This window comes from Pseudonocardia sp. WMMC193, from assembly GCF_021728735.1.
Taxonomy (GTDB): domain Bacteria; phylum Actinomycetota; class Actinomycetes; order Mycobacteriales; family Pseudonocardiaceae; genus Pseudonocardia; species Pseudonocardia oroxyli.
This window is the reverse complement of the sequence record NZ_JAKKDO010000003.1, coordinates 1825585-1844444: the sequence shown is the minus strand read 5'-3', so window position 1 is coordinate 1844444 and position 18860 is coordinate 1825585. Positions and strand designations below refer to the sequence as shown.

Sequence of the window (18860 nt, the reverse complement as noted above, 5' to 3'; positions counted from 1 at the left end):
ACTCGCCACGCAGGAGCGGCCGTAGGCTGCCGGTCATGCGGATCGCGTCGTTGCTGCCCGCCGCCACCGAGATCACCCTGCGGCTCGGGCTGCGGGAGTCCCTCGCCGCCGTCACGTTCGAGTGTCCGGCGCCCGGGGTGCCCGTCGTGGTGGACACCGCGATCCCGCCGGGGCTCGCGCCCGCGGAGATCGACGCGTGGGTCGGCGAGCGGGCTGCCGCCGGGCTGCCGCTGTACGAGCTGGACCGGGCCGCGCTGCGGGAGATCGACCCGGACCTGATCCTCACCCAGGACCTCTGCCGGGTCTGCGCGCTGCCCGCGGGCACCGTCGAGGAGGCACTGGCCGAGATCGGGTCCGCCGCCACCGTCGTCTCCGTGGACCCGCACACGCTCGACGACGTCCTCGCCGCGATCGCGGACGTCGGCGCGGCGGCGGGGGCGCACCACGCGGCGTCGCAGCTGGTCCGGGACCTGACGGAGCGTCTGGCCGCCGTCGCCGCGGCCGTCGCCGACGCACCGCGCCCCCGGGTCCTGGTCCTGGAGTGGACCGATCCGGCCTACGTCCCGGGGCACTGGGTGCCCGAGCTGGTGCGGCGCGCGGGCGGGGAGCCGCTCGCCGGCGTCGAGGGCGGCCGCAGCGTGGCGGCGGAGTGGTCCGCGCTGCAGGCCCAGGCACCCGACGTCGTCGTGGTCGCCCCGTGCGGCTTCGGCCTCGACGACGCCGTCGCCCAGGCGGGGCCGGTCCGCGACCGGTTCCCCGGGGTGCCGGTCGTGGCGATCGACTCCGCCGAGCTCGTCGTCAAGGCGGGTCCCGGGCTGGTCGACGGGATCGAGGCGCTGGCGTGGGCCCTGCACCCCGCGCGCGTTCCCGAGCCCCCGGCAGGCCGGATCATCCGGACATAGCACGTTCTCGCCCGGCATACATGGTGAGTCTCGGTTCACGATGCGGGTATGACATCGACGTCGCACAGCACGGCGGCCGAGATCCACGCACGGATGGACCGGCTGCCGATCACCCCCCGACACCGCTTCGCGGTGGTCGCCGTCGGCATCGGGATGTTCTTCGACCTGTACGAGGTCTTCCTCGCCGGGACCCTCGCGACCGTGCTCGGCAAGGAGTTCGGGGTCACCGGCACGACCCAGAAGCTGGTGCTCGCCTCGGCGTTCGTCGGGGCGTTCCTGGGTGCGATCACGTTGTCCCGGCTGGCCGACCGGCTCGGGCGCAGGCGGGCGTTCTTCCTGACCCTGGGGATCTACTCGGTGTTCTCGGTGCTGGCCGCGTTCAGTCCGAACGTCGAGCTGTTGATCCTGTTCCGGTTCCTCGCCGGGGTCGGGATCGGCGCCGAGCTGCCGCTGTGCGACGCCTACCTCTCGGACCTGCTGCCCGCCCGCAAGCGCGGCCGGATGATCGCGTGGGCGTACACCCTGGGCTTCTGCGGTGTGCCGGTGGCGGGCCTGCTGGCCCGGGTGATCACCCCGCACACCTTCCTCGGGCTCGAGGGCTGGCGCTGGATGTTCCTGCTCGGCGGGGTCGGCGCGATCATCTGCTGGGCGATGCGGCGCGGACTGCCGGAGTCGCCGCGGTGGCTGGCCTCGGTCGGCCGGGCCGAGGAGGCGGACGCGGTGGTCCGCACGTTCGAGGCGCAGGCGGGTGCGCTGCCGCCCCTGGAGCCGGTCGCCGACACCGCGCCGCCGACGCGCGAGCCCGTGCGCGCCCTGTTCCGCGCGCCCTGGCGGACCCGCACGATCATGCTGTGGATCTTCCAGCTCTTCCAGACCTTCGGCTACTACGGCTTCGGCACGCTGGTCCCGTTGGTGTTGGCGGCCAAGGGGTACGACGTCGTCCAGGGGCTGACCTTCACCGCCCTGTCCTTCCTCGGCTACCCGATCGGCTCGGCGCTGTCCATCCCGCTGATCGAGCGGTTCGAGCGCAAGACGATGATCGTCGGCGCGGCGCTCGGCATGATCGTGCTCGGCCTGGCCTTCGGCTACTCGAGCAGCCCGGTGGCGATCGTGCTGCTGGGCTTCGGATACACGGTGATCAGCAACCTGTTCTCCAACGGCTTCCACGTCTACTCGGGCGAGCTCTTCCCGACGACGCTGCGGGCCACCGGCGCGGGCTCGGCCTACTCGCTGTCCCGGCTCGCGACCGCGGTGATGCCGTTCCTGCTGGTCCCGCTGCTGGACTCGGCCGGTCCGACGGCCGTGTTCGCCGCCATCGCGGCGGCGATGGTGATCGTCGCGGTGGACGTCGCCGTGCTCGGGCCGCGCACGACCGGCCGGAGCCTCGCGGACATCAGCTCCAGCGCCGGCCCACGAGCCGCGCGATGAACGGGGCCACGAGCAGCATCAGGATCACCCGCACCACCTGGACGGCGACGACGAACGTCACGTCCCCGCCGGAGGAGATCGCCGTGGCCAGCACGGCGTACACCCCGCCCGGGGTCGTGGCCAGGTAGCCGTCGAGCAGCGAGGCGTCCGTGGTCCACGAGAGCACCAGGCCCAGCCCCGCGCAGGCCGCGACGATCGCCAGGATCAACGCCGTCGCGGCCGGGAGCACCCGCAGCACGATGCGCAGGGCGGGTCGGGTGAACCGCAGGCCCGCCTGCCAGCCGATCACCGCGTACGCGACGTCGACCAGCGGCTCGGGCGGCGACGCGCCGAAGGTGAGCCCGCCCAGGCTGAGCGCCAGCGCCAGGACCATCGGCCCGAGCAGCGCCCCCGCGGGCACGTGCAGCCGGTTCGCGACCGGGACGCCGACCAGCGCGCAGACCGCGACCAGGGCGAGGCCCAGGTACCAGGGCGCGGAGCTCGGCTGGGCCCCGCCGCCGACCCCGACGTGGGCGGCGCCGAACACCGCCGTCGCCACGATCGGCATGGTGGCCGTGACCATCCCGACCCGCAGGTACTGGATCACCGACACGATCCGCTCGTCCCCGCCCAGCTCGCGGGTGACGGCCACCAGCCCCGAGGCGCCGCCCGCGGTCAGCGCGAGCATCCCGGTCAGCGGGGACACGCCCCGCTGCAGGCCCAGCAGCAGCCCGGCGGCCATGCTGACCGCGAGCGTGCCGAGGCTGACCAGCAGGACCGGGAGCCAGTCGACGGCGACGGACGACAGGGTCCCGGGCGTGGCCAGCACCCCGATGACGACGCCGATCACGGCCTGCGCCCCGGACGTCGCGGGCCGCGCGACGCGCTCCGGCCCGATCCCGATCAACGCGAGCACGGTGGCGACCGCGAGGCCCGCGAACAGGGCGGGGGAGGGCACACCGAGCGCCTGCAGCACCGCCGTGAGCCCGACGGTGAGGACGAGCAGCAGGGCCCACCGGCCCCACGGGAAGTCCTTGATCCGTTGCACCGCCACACCGTGACCCTGTCACGTCGTGGTCCGGGCGTGGCAGGGTGATCGACATGAGCGGAGTCGACGACGACGTCCTTCCCGCCGCGCAGACCCCGGTCGGCCGCGCGCTCGCCGAGCTGACGGCGCCGGGCGGCGAGTTCCCGCTGCGGGAGGAGACCGTCGGGGGGATCCCGATGCGCGTCTACGCGAGCGGGCCCACCACCCTGGCGGAGATCCTGCACGCCTCCGCCGCGTTCGCCGAACGCCCGCACTGGGCCTACGCGGACGAGGTGCGCAGCTACGGGGAGCACCTGCGGCAGGTCTACGGCCTCGCCGACGCGCTGCTCACGCAGTACGGGCTGGCGCCGGGGGACCGCCTCGGGATCGCGATGCGCAACTACCCGGAGTGGAGCGTCGCGTTCTGGGCGGCGCAGGTCGCCGGCCTGGTCGCGGTGCCGCTCAACGCCTGGTGGACGGCGGGGGAGCTGGTCTGGGCGGTCGGGGACTCCGGTGCGCGGCTGGTGGTGGCGGACGGCGAGCGCGCCCCGGCGCTGGTGGGGCACGTCCCGGTGGTGCGGGTCCGGGGGACCGGGGAGTCGGACGCCCGGGAGTGGGCGGAGCTGATGGCCTCGCTCGATCCCACCGCGGGCCCGCCGCCGGTCACCGTGGCCCCGGACGACCTCTCCACGATCCTCTACACCTCCGGCACCACCGGCCGTCCGAAGGGCGCGGTGCACACCCACCGCAACCACGTCACCAACGCGCTGAACACCATGCTCACCGCGCGCGCCGGACTGCGCGCCCGCGGCGCGACCCCCGGTGGACCGACCGGGGTGCTGCTGACCTACCCGCTCTTCCACATCGCCGGGCTCAACAGCCTCTACGGGCAGGTCCTGACCGGCGGCTCGGTGGCCACGCTGTACCGCTGGGACCGCGCCGAGGCTCGACGGCTGGTGCGCACCCACCGTCTCACCGGCGCCGCCGGCGTCCCGACGACGCTGGGCGAGCTGGCCGAGGACGCGATCGCGCACCCCGACGAGCTGGGCAGCCTGAACCGGTTCGCCATGGGCGGGGCGCCGATCCCGCCGGAGCTGGTGCGGCGCATCGGCGCCGGGCTCGGCCCCTACGCGTCCAACGGCTACGGCCTCACCGAGACGACGTCCGCGCTGTGCGCCAACGTGTCCACGGACTTCCAGGCCCACCCGGACAGCGTCGGGCGGCTCGCGCCCGGGGCGGACCTGCGGATCGTGGACCCCGAGACGGGGGCGGACGTCGACAGCGGCCCGGACCGCCTCGGCGAGCTGTGGTTCCGCGGGCCGAACGTCGTCCCCGGCTACTGGAACGACCCGGCGGCGACCGCGGCCGCGTTCGTCGACGGGTGGTTCCGCACCGGGGACCTCGGGTACGTCGAGCGGGGCTGGGTGTACGTGGTGGACCGGCTCAAGGACGTGGTGATCCGCGGCGGCGAGAACGTCTACAGCTCCCAGGTCGAGGCCGCGCTGCACGAGCTGCCGTGGGTGGCGGAGGTGGCGGTCTACGGCGTCCCGCACCCGACTCTGGGCGAGGAGGTCGCGGTGGCGGTGCGGGTGCGGCCGGGCGCGACCGGCACGGTCGAGGAGCTGCAGCACCAGGTGGCCGAGCGGGTGGCGACCTTCGCCGTGCCCACCCACGTGCGGTTCTGGACCGAGCCGCTCCCGCGCACCGCGACGGGCAAGCTGCTCAAGCGGGAGCTTCGCGACGCCTCCGCGGGGTGATCGGGGAGCGAAACCCCGCAGCTCAGGAGCGAACGGCGCGTTCGTTCAGACCTAGTGAGCGAACGCGCCGTTCGTGAAACCCCGCAGCTCGGGCGCGAGCGGCGCGCTCGTTCACACCTAGTGAGCGAACGCGCCGTTCGCCTGAGGGGGTCGCGCGGCTGGGGGCTGTCACCGGAGCGAGTCGAGCAGCGCCTCGGCCTTCGCGAGCGCGGCGGCGGCGTCCCGGGCGGCCCGGCTCGCCTCGCGTTCGGCCCGCGCGGCGTCCTTCACCGCGGACTGTGCGGCGGTGCGGGCCTCCCGGGCGCGGTCGAGCTCGGCGGTGAGCTGCTCGACGCGGGCGCCGGCGTCGTCGCGCTCGGACTCGGCGTCCCGGAGGGTGGCGGTGGCGTCCTCGTGGGCGTCCGCGGCCCGTTCCGCGCTGCGGCGGGACTCGGCGACCGCTTCCTCGGCCGCGGCCCGCTCCTGTTCACGGCGCTCCGCCTCCGCCCGTTCGGCCCGCTCCCGCTCGCGACGCTCCGCCTCGGACTCCGCGTTGGACTCCGTGTCGGACGGCGTGTCGGACGGAGCGTCGGACTGCGACTCGGCGGTCTCGGGCGTCTCCAGGACGTCGTCCCCCGGCTCGCCCGGTCCGACGGTCCGGCGGCCGCGCCGCGCCTCGACGCCCGGGAGGCCCTGACCGGGCCTGCCCGGCGCGGGACGGCGGGGGGTGCGGGCCGTGCGCGGCTCGCGCGGCTCCCGGGTGCCCGGCCGGCCCGCGGCCCGGCCGCCGAGCGAGGACGCACCCGCCTCCGGGCCGAAACCCGACCAGCTGACGGTGCGGGTCAGTCGTCCCGACCGGACCTCGTCGGCGATGTCGGGGTCGGCGAGGGCGGCGTCCAGGATCCCGCGCAGGTCCCGCTCCACGCTCTCGGTGACCCGGTGGCCGTCCGCGGCCGCGATCCGGCGGGCCTCCCGGGCCATCGCCCCGACGAGCTTGGACCGCTGGGCGGACAGCGCGCGCAGCTGCGCGCCGTCGAGCGCGCGCTGGGCGGAGGACAGCTCGCCCGCGAGGTCCAGCAGCGCGTCGAGCTGGTCGCCGCGCTCGCGGGCGAGCAGGTTGGCGAGCCAGGCGGCCTGGTTGGGCCTGCGCAGCCTGCCGATCGCCTTCGCGGCGTCCTTGTCGTCGGCGGCCTTCGCCTCCGCGACCAGCTCGTCGCGGACGGGCACGAAGTCCTCCGGCGGGACGCCGTAGAGCTCGTCCGCGGCCGCTTCGATCCGGGTGGCGGTATCCATTCCCTCGGATGACACGGAGTGATTCCTCCTCCCTCACATCAGTGTGATGGCGGTCACAGATCGAGAGTGAACCACCGGATTGTGACGGCGCGCGGTGGGGCACCCGGAGGGCATGAGCAGCACCGCAGTCATCGTAGTGATCGTCGTCGTGGTGATCGCGCTCCTGGCCGTGGTGGCCTTCGCGTGGTCGCGTGCCGGGAAGCGCCGCAGCGCACGGCTCAAGGAACGCTTCGGTCCCGAGTACGACCGTCAGCTCGCCGAGACCGGGGACCCCGCCGAAACCGACCGGGTGCTCGCCGAGCGCGAGAAGCGCCACCGCGCGTTGCCGCTGCGCGAGCTCGACGAGCGCGAGCGGGCCACCTTCGAACAACGCTGGACGAGCGTGCAGGCGGAGTTCGTCGACGACCCGGACCGCGCCGTCGAGCACGCCGACGCGCTGGTCGACGAGCTGATGTCCGCCCGCGGCTACCCCGTCGACGACGCCGACGAGCGCGCCAAGGACGTCGCCGTCGAGCATCCCGTGGTCGTCCAGCGCTACCGCGAGGCGCGGCGCATCGCCGCCGCCAACCGCGACCACCGCGCGGACACCGAGGACCTGCGCGGCGCCGTCACGGCCTACCGCGAGCTCGTCGAGGCCCTGCTGGGCCGCGACACCGGCCGCACCAACACCCACGCCTGAGGAGAGACGACATGAGCGACGACGACCGCACCTTCATGGACAAGGTCCTCGGCCGGGACGAGCCGCGCACCACGACGTCCGCCACCGACACCCGCGACCGACCCGCCGACGAGTTCCCCACCCCCCGGGGCCACGACGAGCACGCCACCGAGCACACCACCGAGCACACCACCGAGCACCCCACGGGGCCGACCGGCGACCACACCCGCAGGGACGACATGCGCGTCGTCGACGTCCCCCGCGGCGACGCGCCGCGCGAGGCGGCCCGCGACACCGACTCGCACCAGACGGACTCGCACTGGACCGACCCGGACCGCGCCGACCAGCACCGCACCGAGTCCCACGACGCCGTCCGCGACCCCGCGGCCGCGGGCGACACCTGGCGCGAACCCACGCCGGACACCGCCACCGGACCGGCGTCGGACACCGACAGGGCGCCGGGCCGCACCGACCCGCGCCCCGCCACCTCGGCGCGCCGCGAGGAGGACGACGGCGGGTCCTACTCCGACCGCCTCGGCGCCCGGGACCCGCAGGCGCAGACGGGGGAGCAGGCCGTCGCGCTCGTCCCCGCCGAGCGGGCCGAGGACTACCGGCACCGGTGGGAGGGCCTCAAGGCCTCCTTCGTCGACGAGCCGCGCGGCGCGGTCCGGGACGCCAACGAGCTGGTCGGCCACGTCCTCGACGACGTCGCGGAGCTGTTCGCGACGCAGCGTGCCGACCTGGAGCGGGACCTGCGCAACGAGGGGGCGGACACCGAGCAGCTCCGCCAGGCCCTCAACCGCTACCGCGCGTTCTTCGACCGCCTGCTCACCCTCTGACCACCCGTGAGTGGCGATGGTCGCCAGAGCGACCATCGCCACGCACGGCTCAGGTGCTGAAGATTATGCCGGCGTCGGGCTCGAGGACGCGGAAGGTGAAGGACTCCTCGAGGTAGAGGGAGACCGTCTCGGCGTCGTGGCTGAGATAGCCGACGGAGAGGTCCTGCCCCACGTCCAGCACGAAGTCGCCGCCGCGCTCGCTGACCAGGACGGCGCCGTCCACCCCCGCCGTCCAGACGACGTGGCCGCGCAGGATGTTCTTGAGGTGGTCGAACAGCAGGTAGCCGCCGTGCTCGGTGGTCTCCACGATCCTGGTGTAGAGATCCGGGGCGACCAGCAGTGAGTACGGGCCGCCGATCCCGTTGCGGCGCAGGGCGTCCACGCCGCGGGCCACGGCGCCGGGCCAGGTCAGGCAGTCCGCGCCCAAGGCGGGCGACGGGTAGGGCGAGACCTGCGCGATCCCCTCCACCTGGGCGGCGGGCCAGCCGTGGAAGATGGCCCGGTTCTCCACCTCCGCCGCGACCCGGGCGGCCCGCGCGAGATCGTCGAGGTCCGGGTCGGGGGCGCCGCGCTGGATGTCGTCGATCTCCGCGCGGCTCACCGTGAACGGCACCCGCACCTCGGCGAGGGGCTGGACGCGCCGCACGGACGTGCGGACCCCGTCCGCGCCCTCGACGCCCGGCGGGGGGCCGGCCAGTGCGGTGCTGCGACCGAGCGAGTAGGCGGAGCGGTGCCAGCCGCCCGCGCCGACGAAGTCGACGACCTTGCGGGCCGCCAGGAGCGGGGTGAGTCGCTCCCTGGCCTCGTCGTCGATGGCCTTCCACGACTCGGTCGGGATGGGCGCGTGCGCCCGGAGGAGATGGTCGGAGGGTGCGGTCACGGTCGTCCTCTCAAACTGCCGATGCCGAGCGAGACGTCGCCGGACGAGTCCGACGGCGGAGCGATCTCCCGCTCGATGTCGTCGACGTACTGCTGCGGGTCCTTGTCCACGACGTCGAGCCCGCGGGTGCCCGCGTGCCGCTGTTTGAACTCGGTGAACTGGACCCCGAGCGCATCGCGGAGCCCGCTCGGGGCGTGGAGCCGGAAGTCGGGGAGGCCCTCGTTCTCCTCCTCGCCCATGTGCTCGTCGTTCGCGGCCCGGGCCGCGTCGACGCCCTCCCACCACCCGGCGCTCCCGACGGGGTGCCGGTCGGCCTGCCGCACGCCGTCCCGGATGTCGTTGTGGTCGCCGATGGCGTCGAGCGTCTCCTCCTGGGGGTCGTTCTCGCCCGAGCGGAGCAGGTGGGGGTAGAAGATGCGCTCCTCCGCCTCGGCGTGCACGTCCAGCAGGTCGGCGATCGGACGCCAGGTCTCGCGCAGGGTGGTGGGATCGGCCTCGGCGACACGGTGGTGGTCCAGCTCCGCGAAGCGGCGCCGGAACCACTCGTGATCGTCGAGGATCAGTTCGGTGATGTCGGGCACGGCGGGGACGCTAGCGGTCCCCGGCCGTGCCCGCAGGTCAGCCCTTGTTCTCGTGCGTCGCGACGAGCGTGGCGCGCGCCAGGGTGTGGCTGAACAGGTTGAACCCGAGGAAGGCGTTGGACGCCTCCTCCGGGATGCCCAGGCTCTCCACGTCCACCGCGTGCACCACGAAGAAGTAGCGGTGGGGGCCGTGTCCGGGCGGCGGGGCGGCGCCCAGGAAGCGCTTGAGGCCGCCGTCGTTGGCCAGGGTGAACGCGCCCCCGGGCAGGTCCGCGCCCTCGTCGCCCGCGTTCGTCGGCAGCGAGGTGGTCGAGGCGGGCAGGTCGACGACCGCCCAGTGCCAGAAGCCCGACGCCGTGGGCGCGTCCGGGTCGTAGCAGGTCACGACGAAGGACTTGGTCTCGGCGGGGAACCCGCTCCACGTCAGGGAGGGCGAGACGTCCTCGCCGCCGGGGACGCCGAAGATGCCGGAGAGCTGAGCGGTGGCGAGGGTGCCGCCGTCCTTGACGTCGGTGCTCGTCACGTCGAACGACGGGACCTGGGGGAGGTCGCTGTAGGGATCGTGGCTCATGCCCGGATGATGGCAGACCTCGGCCCCGGCCCGCCGTGTCGAACGCGGAGATCAGGTGATCGTGATCCCGCCGTCGACGGCGAAGGTCTGACCGGTCACGTAGCCGCCCGCGGAGCTGGCCAGGAAGACCAGCGCGGCGGCGAGCTCCTCGGGATCGCCCTTGCGCCCCAACGGGACCCGCTGCTCGAGCATCGTGTCCAGGTAGCCGGGCTGGTAGGTGTCGGTCATCTCGGACTCGAAGAAACCCGGGGCCAGCGCGTTGACCCGGATGCCCTTGCGGCCGCCCCACTGCTGGGCGAGGTCACGGGTCAGGCCGATGAGGCCCGCCTTGCTCGCGGAGTAGGCGGCCTGGGGGAGACCCGCGGTGGTGAGGCCGAGGATGCTGGAGATGTTGACGATGCTGCTGCCGGGCTGCATGACCCGCCCGCAGGCCTGCGCCATCCAGTAGCAGCCGTTCAGGTTGACGTCGATGACCTGCGTGAACTGCTCGACGGTCTCCCGGGTCGCCGGGTGGGCGGTGCCGATGCCCGCGTTGTTCACCAGCACGTCCACCCGGCCGAACTCGGCCATCGCGGTGTCGACGAGGTTCTGGCACGCGGGCTGGCTCGCCACGTCGGTGGCGACCGACAGCGCGCGCCGGTCCAGCCCCTCGACCAGCTTCTGGGTGTCGGCCAACCGGTCGGCGCGCCGCGCTCCCAGCACGACGTCCGCCCCGGCCTCCGCGAGCGCCTTCGCGAAGGCCACTCCGAGCCCCGACGACGCGCCCGTGACGATGGCCACCCTGCCACTCAACGAGAACCGCTCCAGAACCGTCATGGGGGACGACCCTAATGCAGTCGCACCACACCGCCGACGTGTCTCGTGCGACACGGCTTGGCCGCGAACGGCGAGGCGATGCGAGGATCGGGGCGATCCGATCGTTCGATCGGGAGCTCGGTGTCGAGCGGCGTGGTGGCAGCGACGCAGTGTCGGCGAAGTCGAAGGAGACGGGACATGGCGGAGACCCAGGGGCGGGTCGCGATCGTGACGGGTGCGGCGCGCGGGATCGGCGCGGCGACGGCGCTGCGGCTGGCGCAGGACGGCTTCAAGGTCGCGGTGATCGACCTGGAGGAGTCTGCGGCCAAGGGCACCGTGGAGGCGATCGCCGCCGCCGGGGGCACCGCTCTCGCCATCGGTGCGGACGTGTCGGACGCGGCGGCCGTCGAGGCGGCGGTCGCGCGGGTCGCCGAGGAGCTCGGCGCGCCGACCGTGCTGGTCAACAACGCGGGCATCACCCGGGACAACCTCATCTTCAAGATGGCCGAGTCGGACTGGGACGCCGTGATGAACGTGCACCTCAAGGGCTCGTTCCTGATGACCAAGGCCGTGCAGAAGCACATGGTGGACGCGAAGTTCGGTCGCATCGTGAACCTGTCGTCGACCTCGGCGCTGGGCAACCGCGGGCAGGCCAACTACTCCACGGCGAAGGCGGGCCTGCAGGGCTTCACCAAGACCCTCGCGATCGAGCTGGGCAAGTTCGGTGTCACGGCGAACTGCATCGCGCCCGGCTTCATCGCCAGTGAGATGACCAAGGCGACCGCCGAGCGGCTGGGCCTGGACTGGGACGAGTACCGCACCGCGCGGGCCAAGGAGATCCCGGTGCAGCGTGCGGGCGAGGTCGAGGACATCGCCCAGACGGTGTCGTTCTTCGTCGACGAGCGCTCCGGCTTCGTCAACGGCCAGGTCATCTACGTCGCAGGCGGCCCCAAGACCTGACGACGAACGGCGCGTTCGCCCACTCGGTGTGAGCGGACGCGCCGTTCGCCGTCGAGGGGCGGGTGGTCAGGAGCGGGCCGGGGCGGTGCCGATGCCGTAGGGCGGGATCGGGTCCTGGCCCTGCACGGGGACGGACTGGTCGCTCATGTTCGCCACGAGCACCGAGCCGTCCGGGGCGCGGAAGGCGATCAGCGGCTGGGTCTGGCTCGTGCCCAGCTCCATCCCGCCCGCGGCGAGCCGGGGGACGAGCCACTCCCAGGCGGGGGTCAGCGGGGTGGGTTGCCCGCCGTCCGCCTCGGTCGCGTCGGTCCACAGGGCCGCATACTGCAGGTCGTACTCCTGCGGGCCCCAGAGCAGGGCGCCCGCGGCGCCGGAGCGGGCGAACGCGTCGACCGCCGAGAGCGTGGCGGCGGCGCTGGCCTGGCTGGTCGCCGAGGCGTCCTGGCCGGGCGGGACGTCCGGGTAGAACTCGGCCCACCAGATCGGCAGGTTCGACTTGCTCTGCAGCCACCGGTCGACGTCGACGAACTTGCGCGCCGCGTCGTCCAGCCTGCCGCTGATCGTGCCCTCCCGGACCGCGGTGCCGCCGTCGACGACGAGGAAGTCCGCGCCGACCTTGTTCGCGAACCAGTAGTCCAGCGCGTCGATCACCCGCTGGTCGAGCGCGCCCCACGGGCCGGTCACCTCGTCGGAGGCGTTGGTGTCGTCCCGGGTCAGGCTGATCATGACCGGGTACGGGCCGCCGACCTGCACGTCCGGCCGGACGGCCTTCACCGCGGTGTAGACGCGGTTGTAGAGGTCCGTGTAGCCCTCGTAGTCCCAGCGGTTCCACTCCGGGTGGAAGAAGCCCTTGAGCTCGTTCCAGACCTGCACCTTCTCGATCTGCGGGTAGCGCTGCACGGTCTGCGCGACGAGGTCGGCGTAGGCCTGGAACTGGTCCGGGTCCGGCGCCTTCTCCAGCTCGTCCCAGTTGGTCTGCCCGGCCTGGCCGCCCTTCATCCAGTCCGGCGCGCAGCAGGCGGTGAGGATCGTCTTGGCGCCCGCGTCCTGCACGAGCTTCATCCGCCGGTCGAGCGTGGACCAGTCGTAGTCGCCGGGGGAGGGCTCGGGGTTGAGCGTGCCGAAGCCCATCAGGTGCACGTTCTGCCAGTCACCGCTCTTGGCGAGGATCGCCGCGCCGCGCGCGTCCGCCTCGGGCACGTCGGCGGCGTCGAGCGTGTTCTGGGTGTGGGTGACGCCGAGCTCCAGCGGCGTCGCCTGCGGCTGCCAGTCCCAGCCCTCGGACAGGTCGAGGCCGGACACCGTGCGGTCGGTCCCCTCCCCGCTCGGCGTGGGGTCGCCGGAACACCCGGCGAGCAGGACGAGGCCCGCCGCGACCGCGGCGACCAGGGGAGCGAGTCTCGTACGCACGGGGGAAGCGTCTCAGTGCCGGGCTGTGGTCATGCTGAGAGGGGTCTGTACGCGTCCGTCCGATATGCGCAGAACGTGGTCCATGCGGTCGAGCAGGGCGGGGTCGTGGGTGATCAGCAGGGTGGTGTGGCCGGCCGCGGCGGTGAGCAGGTCGTCGAGCACGACGTCCCGGGTGGCCGGGTCGAGATGGGCCGTCGGCTCGTCGAGGACGAGCAGGGCGGGATCGGTCAGCAGCGCCCTGGCGAGCGCGAGCCGCCTGCGCATGCCGCCGCTGAGGCGGTGCCCGTGGGTGCCGACCCGCTCGTCGAGCCCCAGGTCGAGCCGGACCCGGTCCAGTACGTCCCGCAGCTCGGGATCGGTCGCGTCCGGCCTGGCCAGGCGCAGGTTCTCCCGGACGGTGCTGTCGAAGACGTGCGGGTCCTGCGGGACGCCGCTCACCGCGGCACGCACCGCGTCCGGGCTGCGGCGCAGGAGGTCGGTCTCGCCGAGCCGGACCTCGCCGGTGGCGTCCATGAACCGGAACAGCACCGCGGCGAGCGTGCTCTTGCCCGCCCCGCTGGGCCCGACGACGGCGACGTGCGCCCCCGCGGGCACGTCCAGGTCGACCCCGTGCAGGACCTCGGTGTCGCCGTAGCCCGCCCGCAGCCCGCGGATCCGCAGGTCGGCGGGGTGGGACGGGACCGGGGTCGGGTCCGCGGGGGCGGTGGCCGGTGGGGTGTCGAGCACCGCGAACAGCCGGTCGCCGCTCTCCCGGACGGCCCCGAGCCGGGCCGCCGCCGCGGTCAGCGGCGCCACGATCTCGAACGCGGCCAGCGCGGTCAGGACCAGGACCGCCAGTGGGATCGGCGCGAGATCGCCCCTGGTCACCGCCGCGACGCCGAGCAGCAGCGAGCCCCACAGCGTCAGCCCGGCGATCAGGGCGGTGGCGCCCGCCCCGAAGCCGAGGATGGCCGCGTCCCGGCGCGCGGCCCGGGTCAGGGCGGCGTCGGCCGCGCCGACCTGCGCCCGCGCGCGGTCCATCGCGCCGTAGGCGAGCAGGTCGGGGGCGCCGTGCAGGGTGTCGACGAGCCGGGTGGCGAGCTCGGCGCGCGCCGCCGCGGCCCGGCGGGCCGGGCCCCGGCCCAGCCGCGCCGCGAGCAGCGGGACCGCGAGCCCGGCCAGCAGCAGCCCGCTCAGCAGGAGCAGCCCGCCCTCGGTGAGCAGGGCCGTCGACAGGGCGACCACGCCGCCGCCGACCAGCAGCGCGCTCAGTGGGGGTGTGAGCCCGCGGACCAGCAGGTCCTGGGTGGCGTCGGTGTCGCTGACCAGCCTGCTCACCAGGTCGCCGCTGCGGAACCGGCGCACCGGTTCGGTCGCCGCGAGCCGGGCGTAGACGCGGTCGCGGGCCTCGGCGAGGGTGCGCAACGCGGCGTCGTGGGTGACCAGCCGCTCGAGGTAGCGGGCCACCCCGCGGGTGACGCCCAGCGCCCGCGTCAGCACCACCGCGACGCTGAGCGCGGTGACCGGCGGATGTGTCGCGGCGGTGGCGATGAGCCAGGCCGCCAGGCTCAGCAACCCGACCCCGGCCGCGGTGGCGACCGCCCCCAGCAGCACTCCGAGCAGGAACCGCGCGCCCCGGGGCCGCGCCAACGCGAGCATCCGCACCAGCCCGCCGCGCCCGCCGGTGAACGGCTGCGCCGTTCGCTCCTCCGGGGCGCTCATCGGGCCATCTCCGGCGAACGGCCCGTCCGCTCCGCGGGGGTGAGCGACAGCGCCGTGCGCCGCTCGGGGGTGGTCCAGGCGGGGTCGTGGGTCACGATCACGGCGGTGCGGCCCTCGGTCAGGCTCTCGACGGCGCGGCGCACGGCCGCGGCGTTGTCGGGATCGAGGTGGGCGGTGGGCTCGTCGAGCAGCACCACGGGCGCGTCCCGGAGGAAGGCCCTGGCCAGCGCGACGCGCCTGCGCTGCCCGCTCGACAGCCGCGTCCCGCGCTCCCCGAGCCGGGTGTCCAGGCCCTCGGGCAGATCCGCGACGACCTCGTCCAGCTCCGCGCGGTGCGCGGCCCGGCGGACCTCGTCGAGGGTCGCGTCGGGGGCGCCGAGCCGGATGTTGTCGGCGAGGCTCTCGTCGAACAGGTGGGGGTCCTGCGGGACCCAGGCGAGGGTGCGTCGCCAGGCCGCGGTGTCGACGTCGGCGAGGTCCACGCCGCCCACGGTGACCCGGCCCGCGGTGGGCTCGGTGAAGCGCAGGAGCAGGTTCAGGATCGTCGACTTGCCCGCGCCGCTCGGACCGCTGATCACGGTGGTCCGGCCGGCCGGGAACACCGCCGACAGACCGGACAGCGCGGTCCGCTCGGGGTAGACGACCCAGACGTCGTCCAGCTCGATGTCGCCGCGCGGGGCCGGCGCGGTGCCGTCGGGCCCGCCGTCGCGCGAGTCGAGCACCGCGAACACCTTCTCCGCCGCCGCGACACCCTCCATCGAGGCGTGGAAGCGGGCCCCGACCTCGCGCAGCGGCAGGTACGCCTCCGGGGCCAGGATCAGCACGAACAGGGCGGTGCTCAGCGGGAGGTCACCCCACAGCAGCCGGAACCCGATCTCCACCGCGACCAGCGCGACCGCGAGCGTGGCGAGCACCTCGAGCACGAAGGCGGACAGGAACGCCACCTTCAGCGTGCCCATGGTCGCCTCGCGGTGCTGGTCCGTGACCCGCCGGACCAGCGCGGCCTCGGCCTTCGCCCGGCGGAACAGGGCCAGGGTCGGGAGCCCTTCGACGACGTCGAGGAAGTGTCCGCCCAGCCGCTCCAGCAGCGACCACTGCCGCGCGGTCCGGGCCTGGGTGTGCATCCCGACGAGCGCCATGAACAGCGGGATCAGCGGGACGGTCACCGCGATCACGACCGCCGAGATCCAGTCCGCGCCCGCCACCACGACCAGCACGGCCACCGGCAGGAGCACGGCGAGGACGAGCTGGGGGAGGTACCGGGCGAAGTAGTCGTCGAGGGCGTCGAGGCCCCGGGTCGCGAGGGTGACGAGCTCGCCCGCGTTCCGCGGGCGGCCCCGGGTGGTGTGCTCGACCAGCTGCATCCGCAGCTGCGACTTGGCCTTCGCGGCGCTGCGGAGCGCCGCGGCCTCCGAGCCGTAGGCGAGCCCGGCCCTGGCGACCGCGACCGCGGCGACGGCCGCGATCACCAGGGCGAGCTCCTCGAGCCCGGCTCCCGCGGTGGCGTCCGCGATCACCCGGGACACGAGCCACGCCTGCAGCAGGATCAGCCCGGTGAGGGCCGCCCCGCACCCGATGGCGACGAGCAGGTGCGTGCGGACGGCGCTCGCCGTGCGCAGCAGGCGGGGGTCGAGGGGTCTCATCAGTGCGCCGCGGGGATGTGGTCGCGGCCGACCCGCTTGCGGAACACCCAGTAGCTCCACGCCTGGTAGCCCAGGACCAGGGGCAGGAACACCAGGGCGACCCAGCTCATCACGGTCAGCGTGTAGGGCGCCGAGGCGGCGTTCGCGATCGTCAGCGAGAAGGCGGGGTCGGTGCTCGAGGGCAGGACCTCCGGGAACAGCGTCCCGAAGATCGTCACCGAGAGCAGGCCGACCGCGACGGCGGTGGCGGTGAAGGCCCAGCCCTCCCGCCCGCGTCGGATCGCGACGGCGCCCGCCACCAGGGCGACGACGGCGACCACGCCCGCCGCGAGCGCCCCGCCGCGCGCGGTCCACGCCACGAACGCGACCAGCAGCGGGAGCACGACCAGCACCGAGCGGCCCGCGAAGGCGCGCGCCCGCACCCGCACCGGCCCGTCGGTCTTCAGCGTCAGGAACACCGCGCCGTGCAGCAGGAACAGGCTCAGGGTGAGCAGGCCGCCGAGCACCGCGTAGCCGTTGAACAGGGCGAACACGCTCGCCGTGACGACGTGGTCGGCACCCATCTCCAGGCCCCGCACCAGGTTGGCGAAGATCAGGCCCCACAGGAACGCCGGGATCGCGCTGCCGAGCACGATCACCGTGTCCCAACGGGCCCGCCAGCGGGCGGTGTCGCCCTTGCCGCGGTACTCGAACGCCACCCCCCGCCCGATCAGGGCGAGCAGGATCAGCAGCACGGGCAGGTAGAAGCCGCTCAGCATCGACGCGTACCAGGCCGGGAACGCGGCGAACGTGGCGCCGACGGCGGTGATCAACCAGACCTCGTTGCCGTCCCAGACCGGCCCGATCGAGTTGATCATCACGCGGCGGTCGGTGTCGTCGCGGGCCAGCACGGGGAGCAGGGCGCCGACGCCGAAGTCGAAGCCCTCCAGGACGAAGTAGCCGGTCCACAGGACGGCGATGGCGAGGAACCAGACCAGGGGAAGATCCATCGTGGGCTCCTGAGTCGAGGTGCGGACCCTGACGAGCAGGTCCTCAGTAGACGAACGCGGGGACGCGGTCGTCGTCGGTGCGGTCGGGCTCGGCGGCGTCGTTCTCGGGGTACGGCATCACCGCGGCGGTGCCCGCCCTCACGTACTTCGCGAGCAGGCCGAACTCGACCACCGCCAGCACCGCGTAGATCAGCGTGAAGGCGGACAGCGAGATCGCCACCTCGGTCAGGCTCACCCCGGGGCTCACACTGTTCGCGGTGAGCAGCTCACCGACGACCGTCCAGGGTTGGCGGCCCATCTCGGTGAGGATCCAGCCGAAGATGTTCGCCAGCAGGGCGGCGGGCAGGGCGGCGACGACGAGCCGGTACTGCCAGTCCCACCGGAAGAGGCGCCCGCCCCGGGTCAGCCACAACCCGACGACCGAGATCGCCACCCCGGCCAGGCCCAGCCCCATCATCATCCGGAAGGCCCAGTACAGGAGCCCGACGTTCGGGATGTAGCTGCCCGGCCCGAACTCCGCGGTCAGGCGCTCCTGGATGTCGTTGATGCCCTGGACGTCCCCGTCGAAGTCGCCGGTGGCGAGGAAGGCGAGCAGGCCGGGGACCTGGACGTTGACGTGGTTGCGGCCGTCCTGGATGTCGCCGACGGCGAAGATCGAGAACCCGGCCGCGTGCTCGTCGTCCCACAGTGCCTCGGCGGCCGCGAGCTTCATCGGCTCGTACTGCGCCATGAGCTTGGCCTGGTGGTCGCCGCTCACCGTGACGACGATCCCCGCCACGAGGGTGACCACGAACCCGACGCGCAGCGTCCTGCGGAACAGCTCGTGCTCGCGCTCGTCCTTGCGCGTGAGCAGCTTGTACGCGCTCACCGCGGCGACGAACAGGCCCGCGGCGATGAACGCGGCGCTGACGACGTGCAGGTAGGTCGACCACGCCTGGTCGTTGCTCAGAACTGCCCAGATGCTGGTCAGGCGGGCCTGTCCGGTCGTCGGGTCGATCTCGAAGCCGACGGGGTGTCGCATCCAGGCGTTCGCGGCGAGGATGAAGTAGGCGCTGAGGTTGGTGCCGATCGCGGCGGCCCAGATGCAGGCCAGGTGCACGCGCCGGGGGAGCTTGTCCCAGCCGAAGATCCACAGCCCGATGAAGGTCGACTCGAGGAAGAAGGCCAGCAGCGCCTCCATGGCCAGCGGGGCGCCGAAGACGTCTCCGACGAAGGTCGAGTAGGCGCTCCAGTTCATCCCGAACTGGAACTCCTGCACGATCCCGGTGACCACGCCCATGGCGAAGTTGATCAGGAAGAGCTTGCCGAAGAACTTGGTGGCGCGCAGGTACTCGGTGCGGCCGGTGCGATGCCAGGCGGTCTGCAGGGACGCGACGATCACCGACAGCCCGATCGTCAGCGGGACGAACAGGAAGTGGTAGATCGTCGTGATCCCGAACTGCCAACGGGCCAGGTCCAGCGCCATGGC

The 18860-nt window shown here is 73.7% G+C and carries 17 protein-coding genes; 6 read left to right on the top strand and 11 right to left on the bottom strand.

Translation table 11 applies throughout. From position 1 onward, the window contains the following. Positions 1-35: 35 nt before the first annotated feature. Positions 36-902, top strand: a complete 867-nt coding sequence (locus L3X23_RS10270) for an ABC transporter substrate-binding protein (RefSeq protein ID WP_237191997.1) — start codon at positions 36-38, stop codon at positions 900-902. A 48-nt stretch (positions 903-950) separates the two neighbouring features. Next, positions 951-2330, top strand: coding sequence for an MFS transporter (locus L3X23_RS10265; protein ID WP_237191996.1), 1380 nt, complete (start codon positions 951-953; stop codon positions 2328-2330). Here L3X23_RS10265 and L3X23_RS10260 read toward each other — a convergent pair. Further along, entirely contained in the window at positions 2296-3363 is a 1068-nt protein-coding gene (locus L3X23_RS10260; protein WP_237191995.1) for an AbrB family transcriptional regulator, read from the bottom strand. The two genes, L3X23_RS10265 and L3X23_RS10260, sit on opposite strands and share 35 nt — an antisense overlap. A gap of 47 nt (positions 3364-3410) precedes the next feature. On the opposite strand from L3X23_RS10260, the gene L3X23_RS10255 reads away from it, so the two are divergent. Next, positions 3411-5093, top strand: a complete 1683-nt coding sequence (locus L3X23_RS10255; protein WP_237191994.1) for a class I adenylate-forming enzyme family protein — start codon at positions 3411-3413, stop codon at positions 5091-5093. 168 nt (positions 5094-5261) lie between these two features. Here L3X23_RS10255 and L3X23_RS10250 read toward each other — a convergent pair whose 3' ends face one another. After that, on the bottom strand, positions 5262-6365 hold the full coding sequence (locus tag L3X23_RS10250; RefSeq protein WP_237191993.1) for a hypothetical protein: 1104 nt from the start codon (positions 6363-6365) through the stop codon (positions 5262-5264). A gap of 112 nt (positions 6366-6477) precedes the next feature. On the opposite strand from L3X23_RS10250, the gene L3X23_RS10245 reads away from it, so the two are divergent. Together L3X23_RS10245 and L3X23_RS10240 are read left to right on the top strand one after the other, a co-directional pair. Next, positions 6478-7044, top strand: a complete 567-nt coding sequence (locus L3X23_RS10245) for a hypothetical protein (protein ID WP_237191992.1) — start codon at positions 6478-6480, stop codon at positions 7042-7044. 11 nt (positions 7045-7055) lie between these two features. Continuing rightward, positions 7056-7862: a hypothetical protein gene (locus tag L3X23_RS10240; protein ID WP_237191991.1), complete on the top strand. Its 807-nt coding sequence runs from the start codon at positions 7056-7058 to the stop codon at positions 7860-7862. Positions 7863-7911: 49 nt separating this feature from the next. On the opposite strand, the gene L3X23_RS10235 is transcribed toward L3X23_RS10240, so the two are convergent. The 4 genes from L3X23_RS10235 to L3X23_RS10220 are packed head-to-tail and all read right to left on the bottom strand — an operon-like array spanning position 7912 to position 10710. Then, entirely contained in the window at positions 7912-8742 is an 831-nt protein-coding gene (locus L3X23_RS10235; RefSeq protein ID WP_237191990.1) for a family 1 encapsulin nanocompartment shell protein, read from the bottom strand. Beyond that, positions 8739-9323: a hemerythrin domain-containing protein gene (locus L3X23_RS10230; protein ID WP_237191989.1), complete on the bottom strand. Its 585-nt coding sequence runs from the start codon at positions 9321-9323 to the stop codon at positions 8739-8741. Before L3X23_RS10230 ends, L3X23_RS10235 begins: the two co-directional genes overlap by 4 nt. 37 nt (positions 9324-9360) lie before the next feature. Continuing rightward, entirely contained in the window at positions 9361-9894 is a 534-nt protein-coding gene (locus L3X23_RS10225) for a YbhB/YbcL family Raf kinase inhibitor-like protein (RefSeq protein ID WP_237191988.1), read from the bottom strand. Between the two features lie 51 nt (positions 9895-9945). After that, the gene (locus L3X23_RS10220; RefSeq protein ID WP_237191987.1) at positions 9946-10710 is read right to left on the bottom strand and encodes an SDR family NAD(P)-dependent oxidoreductase; all 765 of its coding nucleotides are present in this window, start codon (positions 10708-10710) and stop codon (positions 9946-9948) included. Positions 10711-10887: 177 nt separating this feature from the next. Between L3X23_RS10220 and fabG the strand changes: the two genes are divergently transcribed. Further along, positions 10888-11649: a 3-oxoacyl-ACP reductase FabG gene (gene fabG / locus L3X23_RS10215; protein ID WP_237191986.1), complete on the top strand. Its 762-nt coding sequence runs from the start codon at positions 10888-10890 to the stop codon at positions 11647-11649. A 66-nt stretch (positions 11650-11715) separates the two neighbouring features. On the opposite strand, the gene L3X23_RS10210 is transcribed toward fabG, so the two are convergent. The 5 genes from L3X23_RS10210 to L3X23_RS10190 are packed head-to-tail and all read right to left on the bottom strand — an operon-like array spanning position 11716 to position 18857. Beyond that, positions 11716-13059, bottom strand: coding sequence for a beta-galactosidase (locus tag L3X23_RS10210; protein WP_237191985.1), 1344 nt, complete (start codon positions 13057-13059; stop codon positions 11716-11718). A 12-nt stretch (positions 13060-13071) separates the two neighbouring features. Continuing rightward, on the bottom strand, positions 13072-14760 hold the full coding sequence (gene cydC / locus L3X23_RS10205; RefSeq protein ID WP_237191984.1) for a thiol reductant ABC exporter subunit CydC: 1689 nt from the start codon (positions 14758-14760) through the stop codon (positions 13072-13074). Further along, on the bottom strand, positions 14757-16403 hold the full coding sequence (gene cydD / locus L3X23_RS10200) for a thiol reductant ABC exporter subunit CydD (protein WP_237191983.1): 1647 nt from the start codon (positions 16401-16403) through the stop codon (positions 14757-14759). The genes cydC and cydD overlap by 4 nt, the downstream gene beginning before the upstream one ends. Next, the gene (cydB, locus tag L3X23_RS10195; protein WP_237191982.1) at positions 16403-17392 is read right to left on the bottom strand and encodes a cytochrome d ubiquinol oxidase subunit II; all 990 of its coding nucleotides are present in this window, start codon (positions 17390-17392) and stop codon (positions 16403-16405) included. Before cydB ends, cydD begins: the two co-directional genes overlap by 1 nt. Positions 17393-17435: 43 nt before the next feature. After that, a complete protein-coding gene (locus L3X23_RS10190; RefSeq protein ID WP_237191981.1) occupies positions 17436-18857 on the bottom strand; it encodes a cytochrome ubiquinol oxidase subunit I in 1422 nt (473 codons plus the stop codon). Positions 18858-18860: the final 3 nt, after the last annotated feature.